This is a genomic window from Psychrobacter sp. I-STPA10, from assembly GCF_021012795.1.
In the GTDB taxonomy this organism is placed as follows: domain Bacteria; phylum Pseudomonadota; class Gammaproteobacteria; order Pseudomonadales; family Moraxellaceae; genus Psychrobacter.
On the sequence record NZ_VFYU01000014.1, the window covers coordinates 86,818 to 99,239 of the forward strand.

The following is a 12,422-nucleotide window of genomic DNA, read 5'->3' on the forward strand; positions in this document are numbered from 1 at the left end:
CTCCTAGTCAAAACCAAACATTAGTCCATCTTGAATCTGATTAAGTTTTTTAATTTCCTCATCAAAACTTCTAATAACTATCCCCTCATCCATAGTTACATCAATTTTTTCTAAGTTAATATTATTATATTCTGTTGTTTTAGATTTTTCTGCTATATAAATACTTACATCATCAATCTTTAGTTGCTCATCATTCCTATAACCATATTTCTCTTTTATTAATTTTGTATTATCAGACAAATTACTCATTAAGATTAATGTATTTATTTCACGAATAATATAATCACTATGAGTGGTTATAAATACTTTAACACCTGAATTAACTAAATTAACCAAAAATCTAGCAAATTTACGTTGGTTAGCAGGATGTAAATTCAACTCAGGCTCATCTATGATCAAAAGAGAATCCTTTTGTGCGATATAATTTAGCCAATACCAAATTAGCATCAGAGCCCTAACCGTACTGGAAGACTCTCCCATTTTTAACTCAATACCTTCATCAGTATTTTCAGGGTAAAAATATATAGCACCATTTTCAGAGGACTTATACTGTCCTCCTGAAATTTTTATAAAATCTTTTATTAAGAAATTATTTTCTTTGATAAATTCACTTTCCCCCTTACTTTCTATCGCATTTAAATCTGAAATAAAATCAACATTTCGTTCTACACTATATGCATAATTCCCTTTAAACTTAGATACAAGTTCAAAAGGATCTATTCTCGTTGAATTACTTGAACTCATTTCACCAAGATAGTTTATAAGTTGATTTCTTCTGAAGTTCAATTCATTCTTAAATATAGCTGCACCTGTTCTTTCGGCACTTGCAATAAAAGTTCTTGGTATATCAGTAATTACGCATTGAACTAAAATCTTTGTTAATATATCTTGTAATAAAAATTCAGGAAAATTTCTATCAGAGGTTTTCTTTAAAAGAATTTCCGCATGATGGGAATTTTTTACTTTCTTGACTGTTAAAAACTCACCATCTATAGAGTTTCTTATGCCTGACTTAAAATCTCTTTTGATCCATTCTTCACTCATATCAAAATCAAAGTCAAACTTCATATTTTCCAGGATATTATCTGAACATGCTAAATATTCTGATAACTTTTCTGCAAACCCACTAGATATACTTTCTCTAATATCTGATATATTACTAATGATTAATTCATTTAAATCTACTTTTATAGCACCATTCTTATGTAAGTCATCTATTACCAGCCCAGGTATTTTCCATTGTATATGTTCTTCCCAGGTACCTAAGAAAGAATAAATAGTATTAGTAATATAAGTTTTACCTGTATTATTTTCACCACATAGAATGGTAAGCTTATTTAGTTCTATATCACCTTTATTTAAAGGTCTAATATTTCTAAGTGAAAATTTCATAACATTCCTTAAATTATTACGATAAATGTATTTAATAAAGAGTTAATATATCCTATAATTACAAACTTAGATATAATATAAAGGGATTCAATAATAAATATCTAGCCTACAACCCCCTTAACTCCTCCATTTGCTCACTCATTACTTTAAGCTGTCCTTCAAGCTCTGCCAATTTATCACGCTCGGCTTGGACTACCTCAGTAGGGGCTTTGCTAGTAAAGCTTTCATTTGCCAATTTACGGCTGATACCATCGGCTTGTTTTTGCAGTTTTTCTTGGGCTTTACCCAAACGAGCAAGTTCAGCAGTGGGGTCAATTAAGCCTTTCATCGGTACCAAAATCCGCAACTGCCCAACCATGCTTGATGATGAAAGTGGTACGTCCTCCCCTTCAGCAACAATGGTTAAGCTATCCACTTTTGCTAGGGCTTTAAATTGGTTTTCAATACGGTTTAAGCTTTCGCTTTGCTCACTGCTGATATTTTGTAGCAACACAGGCAGACGAATGGCATTACCCAGTTTCATCTCCCCACGAATGTTACGCACGCCAGCAATCAGCTCTTGTAGCCATGCCATATCCGCTTCAACTTGTGGGCTAATCTGCCCTTCATTAACTTGTGGGAATGGGGCAGTCACAATGCTTTCGCAGGTTTTGGCATTCAGTAATGGGGCGATGGTTTGCCAGATTTGCTCAGTCAAAAATGGCATGATTGGGTGAGCAAATCGCAATGCCGTTTCTAATACATGTAGCAATACATAACGGATTTGAGCTTTGCGTTCCTCACTTACCGAGTCATCATTGAGGCTGGCTTTGGCAAGCTCGACATACCAGTCGCAATATTCATTCCAGATAAATTCATAAATATCTTGGCTGACCATATCTAGGCGATATTGGGCAAAGTGTTTGTGAATATTGGCAATGGTTGAGTTTAGACGGCTGATAATCCATTTTTCAGGCAATTCCCAAACGTCAGCATTGGCGGTTTGGTCGATGGTTTGGGCATTACCCTCTTTATCGACGCAATTCATCAATACAAAACGGCTGGCATTCCAGATTTTATTACAGAAATTACGGTAGCCTTCAACTCGTTTCAGGTCAAAGTTAATGTCCCGTCCTGTACTGGCAAGCGAGCAGAAAGTAAAACGCAGAGCGTCTGTACCATAAGCAGGGATACCATCGGGGAATTCTTTGCGGGTTTGTTTGGCGATTTTGTCGGCGTCTTTGGGGTTCATCATGTTACTGGTGCGTTTTTCGACCAACGCCTCAAGGCCAATGCCATCAATGATATCGATGGGGTCAAGGACGTTACCTTTGGATTTAGACATTTTTTGTCCATTACCATCACGCACCAAGCCATGCACATAAACGGTTTTAAACGGTACTTGCGGTTTGCCGTCTTTATCCTTGATAAAGTGCATGGTCAGCATAATCATACGGGCAACCCAGAAAAATATGATATCAAAGCCCGTTACCAACACGCTGGTTGGGTGAAAGGTTTCTAATACCCGTTTGTCGTCATTTTCGTCCGCCCAACCAAGAGTACTAAATGTCCATAATCCCGAGCTAAACCAAGTATCCAGCACGTCATCATCTTGGCGTAGGCTGATATCATCGGCAAGTTGGTATTTTTGGCGAACTTCCGCCTCATCACGAGCAACATACACCTTGCCTTCCTCATCGTACCATGCAGGAATGCGGTGTCCCCACCATAGCTGACGGCTGATACACCAGTCTTGTAGGTCAGTCATCCATGACATATACATATTTTTATATTGGGCAGGTACAAATTCAATATCACCATTTTCGACAGCGTCAATGGCAGGTTTTGCCAATTCTTCAACCGCTACATACCACTGGTCGGTCAGCCACGGCTCAACAATCACGCCACTGCGGTCGCCACGTGGGGCTTTTAGGGCATAATCTTCGATTTTGTCTAACCAACCTTCGGCTTTGGCTTGCTCAATCAGTTGCTTACGTGCCTCAAAGCGTTCCACACCTGCATAAGGTTTGCCTGTATGGTCGGTCGGCGTAGCTTCTAAAGTAGGTTCACGAGTTTGTAAGTCAGGATATACTTCCATTTCTGCCAAGATATTGCCATAAGCGTCAAGGATATTAATCAGTGGCAATTCGTGGCGTTTGCCCATTTCATAGTCGTTAAAGTCATGGGCAGGGGTGATTTTGACACAACCTGTTCCAAAGTCACTTTCGACATAATCATCAGCGACAATCGGTACAATACGTCCTGTAATTGGTAAAGTGATGGTTTTACCGACCAAATGAGCGTAACGCTCGTCATTAGGATTGACAGCAACAGCAGTATCACCAAGCAAGGTTTCTGGACGAGTGGTAGCAACTACCAAGTAGTTATTACCCTCTAGAGTAGTCACTTCTTTATCGGTGAAATAATAACGCACATACCACAATGAGCCTTTTTCATCGTGGTTTTCAACTTCTAGGTCAGATAAGGCGGTTTGAAATTTTGGATCCCAGTTTACCAAACGTTTACCACGATAAATCAAACCATCTTCATAAAGGCGAACAAATACTTCTTTTACCGCATTGGATAAACCTTCGTCCATGGTAAAGCGTTCACGTGACCAATCAACCGATGACCCCAAACGGCGAATTTGTCGGGTGATGTTTCCGCCTGATTCTTCTTTCCATTCCCAAACTTTGTTAATAAAATCATCACGGCTTAGGTCAGTGCGTTTGATACCTTCGGCGTTAAGTCGGCGTTCGACCACCATTTGCGTGGCAATGCCTGCATGGTCAGTGCCGGGTTGCCAAAGGGTATTATCACCAAGCATACGATGATAGCGGGTCAATGCGTCCATGATGGCATTGTTAAAGCCATGCCCCATGTGTAAGCTACCTGTGACGTTTGGTGGTGGTAAGGCGATAGAAAAGGATTGCTCGCTATCATAGCTGGGCTGAAAATAGCCGTTGGATTCCCAATTTTGATACATACCATTTTCAACTTCGCTGGGGTTGTAGGCATGTTCTAACTGGCTTAGGGCTTGTTGGATAGATTGGGTAAGGGCTTGATTACTCATAATTAGTGTCTTATCGTTGGTTGCCATCAAAGAGCTACTAAATGGTTACGGTGTTAACCTCGCTCGCAGTACGATGTGTAAACCTTCGCTCGGTTGCCTTGTAACCCTTTTAGTCTTCTTTGACGCTAAATTTTAAGGGATTAATAAAATTAAAGGATAAGACGATTTTAACGCAGATACGCTAGAAAGTAGAGTAGTTTGTCTTTACAATGAGTTACTCTATCAATGTAAACCTATAAAACGATATAAATACACGCTTATAGCTTCTTATATTAAATTCTTGTAATTGCTTATAACTGGTGGTGATATGCACCTTGAATCGCTAAAAATCCAAAACTTTCGTATCCTTGAAGACATTGAAGTCAAAAAATTAGGACACGTTAATTTAATCGTGGGTAAAAATAATTCGGGTAAAAGCACCGTACTTGAGGCATTGGCGTTGTTAGCGAGTGGGTTTGAACCTGAGACTTTACAAAGACTAACTAATAATAGAGAGATTGGCAGACATACACTTCTTACTAAAAAAAATAAATTACAAGACTTTTCTTTATCACTAAGCAGTTTGGTTAATAAAAACATTAACTTCAGTACAAAATTCAAGGTGCTTATTGGTAGTAAACAAAACAATTATTATATTGGCTTTGAAAATGATGGTAGCTTTTTTGTACATGGTGAAAAAGTTGATGGGGTTTATTATTACTATATTGATGATTATAAGATTTTCAGTAGTATACAAATTCCTCATTTAAAAAATTCACTTGGCACTTCAACTAGTATTTTAAATTATAAAAATATTTTTAATTTTTCTTATATTGATACCCATTCTATTAATATTGAAGATCTGGCGAATGAATGGGAAGATATTATCCTCACTGAGGCAGAAGACTTAGCGTTACAAATGCTAAGAATTATTGAGCCTAAAATTTTAGATTTAGCCTTTTTAACTCAAAACAAACAAAGAACCCCCTATGTTAGATTAGCAAATGTCAAAGAAAGAACACCACTACATAGCATGGGTGATGGTATTTTCCGCTTATTACAAATCATCTTAAAAGTATTAAAAGCTCGTGATGGGTTTTTGCTGATTGATGAGTTTGAAAATGGCTTGCATTACAGCGTACAACCAGAGGTTTGGAGATTAATCTTTGAGCTTGCTAAACGCTATAACATTCAAGTATTTGCCACTACCCATAGTTGGGATTGCATTGAAAGCTTTGCTAAAGTTGCCAAAGAGAGAGAAGACCTAGAAGGGGTGTTATTTCGTATGGGGCGTAGTGTACGCAAATCAGACAACGGCAAAATTATCGCTACAGAATTTAATGAAGACGAGCTATACAACCTCACTAAAGATAACATTGAGGTTCGCTAATGGCTAATAATCTACTTATTGTCGAAGGCGAGTCTGATAAAAATTTTATTCAAGAATTTTTACATCATGAAAAATTAGACATTAGCGTCGACATTCAAATAGCCACTGCGCCAGAGATTGATAGCAACATTCGTCATACTTCCAAACAAGCCGTTTTGCATTCGTTAGCAACAGTCATTAAACAGCTTAATGATGGACGTTATGATTGTATTGGTATTTTGATTGATATGGATTATCAGGACAGTTCTAACCAATCGAAAAAACAGCAAAATATTGACCAATTATCACAAGCGTTAAATAAACATGGCTTTACATTTTCTCAACAAACTACTGATGAGCAAGGTTTATTTTTTGCAAACCCTGACTTTGATAATCCCATCGGTGTTTGGTTAATGCCAAATAATGATGATGAGGGTTATTTAGAAACATGGATTGAGCACTGTATAAAAGATACACAAGCCAGCCATTTTAAAAAAGTAGAAAATTTTATTGCAAGCTTTGATGATAATCATTTTAAGCATAACGTCATATCAAAGGCAAAAGTCTATACATGGCTTGCGATACAACCAAAACCAAGACAAGATTTTGGCTATTGTTTATCGCCTAAATCTGGCTTGTTAGATAAAGACTCAAAAAGTTATCAAAATTTTAAACATTGGATTATGGCTACTTTTAAATAAAAGATTTTATGTTAGCGGTGTCAATTTTAGACAGTAAATTAACGGACTTTATTAGATTTTAATCCCCACCACCACCATCTCCGCCCCCGCCGTCACCTCCATCACCACCAAAAAAACTATCAAAAAATCCACCACTTGACTCACCAATATCGCTATCAAGGTCAACATCAATTGTGCCCTCATTAAGCCACATAAATAATTTCACAACAAAGTAAATAAGCATCAACCCTGCGATGATTTTTAGAATAATCATAAGATTCTCAATATCAGCGACAATAGAAAAAAGGACGGTTAAAACCGTTTTATTTTTATAAGTTTAGGATAAACTTAGGATTTGACAGTTTGATGATAGGAAGAATATAAGCTTTATACCATTTTATGGTAAAGGTGGTGGCACTTTAGGATTATTCACTGTATAAACGGCTGTACCATAAGCGATGGCTTCAACCATACTACCAAGCTGATTGATATTAGTGACTTCTAAACGCACACCATAAATTTGGTTATAGCCTTGATATTGCGCTTGTTGTTTCATACGTACAATGGCTTCACGTCTGGCTCTATCCAGCAGGCTTTCATAAGTGGTGAGGTTTTTACCAAAGAAATTTAAAATCTTAGCAACCACCATTTTAAAATAATCCTGTGCAATCACAACGCTACCAATAACTAACTCTCCTTCACTGCCATACGCCAGCTCAGGTTTATAAAAGCGTTCGTTAGAAATGATGATATGACCGAGTGTTTTTTCAGATTGTTCTAACTCTTGCCAATGTTGGCGTTCATGGCGACGACCAAAAAACCAACCCACTGTAATCAATATTAAAAAAGGGGCATAATTAATAATCAGATCGACCCACCACTGCCTCATTATTTTGCCTCTAAGTTGCTCGTGATTTGATGTTTATGGTACTGATGGTTGAATTATTATTTATTTGTATGATGGGGATTAAATTCCTAAAATATTATTAATAGGACTTACGCAAACGTACGATATTTGTCTTAATCAAGCGGCTGGGAATTATTTACGAAGCCTCTGGAACTACGTACAGCCAGCGAGTAAATGATTACCAGACGCTAATAATCTATGAAACTGCGTAAGTCCTAATTAAATATCCTCAATATTGTTAACAAAGTCGTTATTATTCTGTGTAACAGGTGTATTAGCAATGGCTTTAACCGCTGTACCATAAACAAATAGCTCAGAGGCACCTTGAGCAATGCTCGAAGTCGAAAAACGCACCCCAACAATGGCATCTGCGCCCAATGCTTGAGCTTTGACAATCATACGCTCAATTGCCTCTTGACGAGACTCTTCGAGCAATTCAGTATAAGCAACTAACTCACCACCCACAAGATTTTTGAAACTGGCAAACAAATCCTTACCCACATGTTTAGAGCGCACAGTACTACCATAAACAATATCCAAACGCTCAGTAATGGTGTGATTGGGCAGATGCTCAAGATTTGATAATTGCATGTGATATCCTTGCAAAAGCAGATAGCAGCGAACTGACAAGTTTAGACCGTATTTAAGGGTGTTTAAGAGTATTTAATGATGATTACTGCAATAACCGATAATTACTCAATGGTATCAATCCTCAGTATTAAACAATAAAAATAACTCGGTTAAATTACCTTCAATGCTATTTGCCATCTGTGCCAACGCATCTTCATCGGCTCGAATCTCAGCTAAATCTTCATCTTCTTCACCATCAACGGTATCAATCCCACTAAACACCATCATTGGCAAGGTGAGCATCGCCACATCTTCACTGGTGTCTTCATCAGCAAACCAGTCTACGCTTTCATCACCATACATGGCATCAACAAAACCTACCGACCATGCTGCCAAATCAGAATCAAATGAAAAGTCAACTTCATCACTGTCACTAAGATCGAGTGGCAAGTTTATGCCAGTTTCATCTTTAAGATCCGCTAGCATTTTTTGTTGCCACTCATTGATGGCTATTTTTACTTTTTCAGGAACATGGCTATCTTGTCCTTCAAAAAGTAACGACAACCAATTAGGCAGTGTTTTACCTACCACAGTTGCAGACAAAAAACCATGAGTAGCGGTGCTGTCTAAACCAAACTCATTGGCATCTGAATCAAGATATTGTAATAGTTCATCGTGAGTCATAAATATCCTTTGGTATCATAAAAAATGAAGTGATTTTTTAATTTATTGTTTTAAGAAAAAAAAGATAAGCTGCTATCTTATTTAGCTTACTCAGCTTGGTTGGTTGGTTGCTTATTTAAGTATTAGTAAAAATACCTTAATTTAATACAGATTATTTTATAGATTAAGATAATTCAGATACTGATTAGGTTGCTATCTAGATTTCTGTGTACATAATGATCCTATAACCATGATATTAATTTTCAGATTAACTGAACTCAATTCTTATTTATTATTCGTCATCATCAAAGTCGTCGTCAAAATCCTCATCATCTAAATCATCAAGGTCATCATCAAAACCATCTTTTAGCTCACGTGCCAGACGTTTTTCTTCTAATAAATTATCAATCAAACGACGCTTTTCAAGGCTGCTAATTCGTGAGCGTCCTGTAGATTCAACTTCATCAACCAGCTTGACGACTTCATCTTCTTCAAAGTCATCATCAAAATCATCATCAAGATCTGTATCACTCATAGAGTACTCCTTCTAACATATATATTCTAAACTAGTTCACAATCATTTAAGACAGCAACATTTCTAAAGATGGCACACCGCCATATATATTGTCTTATAAAAGTTTTAGTAGTTTTTGTCAATATTTTAACTGTCTTGTTTTGATAAAATAAAGAACCTAAGTCTTGTTAAAATGCAAATTAATGAGCTAAATGACAACGCTTCTTCATACGCTTATTCATAAAGTTTAAGACCAAATAGACTCTAATTAGATAGCAATACTGCATCACGCATACCAACCAACCGCTGTAACATTGCTTCATTGATACCCTCAACAAACGCACTCTCTCGCTCGTATACTGTCATTGGATTGGACAGATTACGCAGTTGAATATGACCACTGAGCTGCTTAATACCCTCTGTTGGTAGTAATGTTATGACTTCATTTGCTTGTCCAACATTTTCAATTAGTTGTAGCATTGGCTTTTCTTGAGACTCATCACTCACGCCAACTTTTACATCAGCTGCAAACTGTTTTAATTCGTGATGTTTTGCCACTATGATTTGATTAAGCATGACATATAGCTTACCTAATACCACCGCTGCCAAGCCAATTTTTGCATGGCTATTGCTTGCCTTAAGTACTACCACTGCCCCTTGTGCATCAAATTTAGGTTTATTTACCAAACTAATGCCATAAAACAAAGGCTGCGCCAATAGTTCATCAATGCCTTGCTGTAATAACTGTGTGCATAGCGTAAAATAAGGGACAGCTTTTTCTGGTGCTAAAACAGAAATCAAATTGTATGGATCACTATAATGAATGTGTATACAAACAGTCTCAATCCCTTTATTCAATTCACCATCATTTTTTTGCTTGCTACTTAAAAAAGCCTCATTATCTAAAACGGGTGATGAAGACTTTGGCTGTGACGTTTGTTTATCTTGTGATACATTTTGCTCTGTTTTTTGCTGAGACTGTAGATATTGATTTAATGCTTGATGTCTATCAACAGATTCCGTTGTACCCTGCATTTTTTCTGTTTGAGTTGCTAATGAGCCATGTCCTAATAACGCAGCCATGAGTGCCGGATCACTGGTGTCCTTATCACTGTTAGCATTTTGCTCGGCATTGGCTTGGTCAAATTGCGCCTCTTTAGAGGACTCATCACGACGCAAACGTTGATTGCGTGGCTGCTGAGCCAAAAAATGCGCTTGTATGTCTCGACTTAACGCCGCTAATTGTGCTTTGGTTGGACGTGCCACATAACCATATAGCAACCAAACCAGTAGGTTTAATATAAAAGAGCCCAACAAAAATGGCCACTGGGTTGCGATAATCTCACCTTTATTGCTACTGTTTAGGGTTAGAGTGATGGATCCCAATACCTTATCACCATTACTAGCCTCTTGCCGAATCTGTTCACCTGCTTGCAAAGGGGCAGCACCCGTTTGTACCAATACGGCATCATCAGGATTGCGGATCGTCAAACTAGCAACATTATCATCAGCAGTATAGCGAGCCGCGATCACACTTAAACTGACCCGATCTTGGCTTAATAATGGCAGCTTTGCTTCGTCAATAAGCTGACTCATCATGCGTTCACCAGTTTGCACACGCACCTCATCTAGCTGCCGCTCAGTGCTCACTATCAAAAGTAGGCTCTGAATACAAAAGCTGATAAGTAAAATAATGGCAAACAAGCCTTGCCGTGGCGCTAAATAAGTCATGTTATGCTAAACTTTTGGTCAGTGGATAAAAACGGGTTAGTTATTATATTAGATATAACATCATGAATGTGCAGAAAAAGCCATCTATTCGCCACAAAAATTGTTATTATTTTATGACCGACTAAGAACACAAAACTTCACTGGTAACATATCAATCTTTAATCATATAGTTAACCCTGCTCAACTTTAATAAATAATAAATAAGGACAATAACTTTATGTCAGATGCTATCAACATAAAAAATGCCACCGCAACTACACCAGCAAATAACCATAAAGCGTATGGTGCAACACAGCAGCTACCACATCTACACTGTTGGCAAAATGCCATTTTACAGGCAAAAGATTTGCTGCCCACGCTTAGTGAGGACATCAGTGAAGGCAATAATGATACCCTCATTGCCAAAATTGATCCGCTACCTATTTTTGCCCTTATTGTTGTCGCACAGACACAATCTCTACAAGCTCATGACACTAAGGTCAGCCTAGATGAACACATAGCAACATGGGCACAAAGCCAACCTGCATGGCGAGTGATTCAAGTATTGGCAGCTAAGACTAAGCCTGATAGCCGCTTAGCAGATGATATCACCGATGTGCAAATATATCGCTATGTGTTATTACCCAATAGCACCGATGCCATCACCCCTGAGAAAAAAAATGCCGCTGCACATATATTAGATGATCAGCTTACCGCTCATCTACGTCAATTTATCGCCACCCTACCCATTACTGAAGATATGGGAGGAGATGCTGCCATTGATTGCCATATTGTCTCATTATCACAAATGCTACGCCCACACCGCCTAGCATGCTTTGATATGGATTCGACCTTAATCAAACAAGAAGTGATTGTAGAGCTGGCTAAAAAAGCTGGCATTGGTGAGCAAGTCAATGAAATCACTGAGTCTGCGATGCGTGGTGAGATTAATTTTGATGAATCATTTAGTCAACGAGTGGCGTTATTAGAAGGTCTGCCTACCTCTGTATTATCTGAGATTCAAGACAGTCTAACACCATCAGCAGGCGCAAAAACTACATTAACAACACTCAAGGCATTAGGCTATCATACAGTCCTTCTTTCAGGTGGTTTCACTTATTTTGCAAAGCACATCGCTGCAACTTTAGGCATTGATGAAGTCCATGCCAATGATCTAGATATTGCAGAAGGTATGGTCACTGGCAGTGTCTCTTTGCCCATTATTAATGGCGAGCGCAAAGCACAGTTGGTCGAAAAAATCGCCAAACATCATGGTATTGATAGCAAAGAAATTATCTGTGTGGGTGATGGTGCAAACGACTTACCCATGATGGCAAACGCTGATTTGGGTGTTGCCTTCCATGCCAAACCCATTGTGCGGGCACGTGCCGATGCTGCCATCAATGCCACTGGATTAGAAGGTGTGTTATATATTTTGGGATATGATCAGTCTATTTTTGCCACCACAGAGGCATAAAATAATGTCATAAAATATTCATAAACTTATTAAGTAGCCTCCAATACCGTGGTAAATAAGAAAGTATAAGGCAGGGCGAGAGACAAATTTTCTTGCCCTAAAATAACAC

At 38.0% G+C, this 12,422-nt stretch carries 11 protein-coding genes; 3 read left to right on the forward strand and 8 right to left on the reverse strand.

Going from position 1 to position 12,422, the window contains the following annotated elements; translation table 11 throughout:
- Positions 1-3 precede the first annotated feature (3 nt).
- Positions 4-1,392: an AAA family ATPase gene (locus FHK89_RS06245; protein ID WP_230658067.1), complete on the reverse strand. Its 1,389-nt coding sequence runs from the start codon at positions 1,390-1,392 to the stop codon at positions 4-6.
- A gap of 106 nt (positions 1,393-1,498) precedes the next feature.
- Positions 1,499-4,444, reverse strand: coding sequence for a valine--tRNA ligase (locus tag FHK89_RS06250; RefSeq protein ID WP_230658070.1), 2,946 nt, complete (start codon positions 4,442-4,444; stop codon positions 1,499-1,501).
- Positions 4,445-4,751: 307 nt separating this feature from the next.
- Here FHK89_RS06250 and FHK89_RS06255 point away from each other — a divergent pair, with 307 nt between their 5' ends.
- Both FHK89_RS06255 and FHK89_RS06260 read left to right on the forward strand, forming a co-directional pair.
- Positions 4,752-5,813, forward strand: coding sequence for an AAA family ATPase (locus FHK89_RS06255; protein ID WP_230658074.1), 1,062 nt, complete (start codon positions 4,752-4,754; stop codon positions 5,811-5,813).
- Positions 5,813-6,493: a DUF3226 domain-containing protein gene (locus FHK89_RS06260; RefSeq protein ID WP_230658077.1), complete on the forward strand. Its 681-nt coding sequence runs from the start codon at positions 5,813-5,815 to the stop codon at positions 6,491-6,493. The genes FHK89_RS06255 and FHK89_RS06260 overlap by 1 nt, the downstream gene beginning before the upstream one ends.
- A gap of 58 nt (positions 6,494-6,551) precedes the next feature.
- Here FHK89_RS06260 and FHK89_RS06265 read toward each other — a convergent pair whose 3' ends face one another.
- From FHK89_RS06265 to FHK89_RS06290, 6 genes are all read right to left on the reverse strand, one after another.
- The gene (locus FHK89_RS06265) at positions 6,552-6,746 is read right to left on the reverse strand and encodes a hypothetical protein (RefSeq protein WP_230658080.1); all 195 of its coding nucleotides are present in this window, start codon (positions 6,744-6,746) and stop codon (positions 6,552-6,554) included.
- Between the two features lie 123 nt (positions 6,747-6,869).
- Positions 6,870-7,361 (reverse strand): YbjQ family protein, encoded by a 492-nt coding sequence (locus FHK89_RS06270; protein WP_230658082.1) that lies wholly within the window; start codon positions 7,359-7,361, stop codon positions 6,870-6,872.
- A gap of 237 nt (positions 7,362-7,598) precedes the next feature.
- Positions 7,599-7,970 carry a YbjQ family protein gene (locus FHK89_RS06275; protein WP_230658085.1) on the reverse strand — a complete coding sequence of 124 codons (372 nt, stop codon included), beginning with the start codon at positions 7,968-7,970 and terminating at the stop codon, positions 7,599-7,601.
- Positions 7,971-8,084: 114 nt separating this feature from the next.
- Positions 8,085-8,633 (reverse strand): UPF0149 family protein, encoded by a 549-nt coding sequence (locus FHK89_RS06280; protein ID WP_230658088.1) that lies wholly within the window; start codon positions 8,631-8,633, stop codon positions 8,085-8,087.
- 271 nt (positions 8,634-8,904) lie between these two features.
- Positions 8,905-9,147, reverse strand: a complete 243-nt coding sequence (locus FHK89_RS06285; protein WP_230658091.1) for a PA3496 family putative envelope integrity protein — start codon at positions 9,145-9,147, stop codon at positions 8,905-8,907.
- Between the two features lie 243 nt (positions 9,148-9,390).
- Positions 9,391-10,857, reverse strand: a complete 1,467-nt coding sequence (locus FHK89_RS06290) for a hypothetical protein (RefSeq protein ID WP_230658094.1) — start codon at positions 10,855-10,857, stop codon at positions 9,391-9,393.
- Between the two features lie 217 nt (positions 10,858-11,074).
- On the opposite strand from FHK89_RS06290, the gene serB reads away from it, so the two are divergent.
- A complete protein-coding gene (serB, locus tag FHK89_RS06295) occupies positions 11,075-12,313 on the forward strand; it encodes a phosphoserine phosphatase SerB (protein WP_230658096.1) in 1,239 nt (412 codons plus the stop codon).
- Positions 12,314-12,422 lie beyond the last annotated feature (109 nt).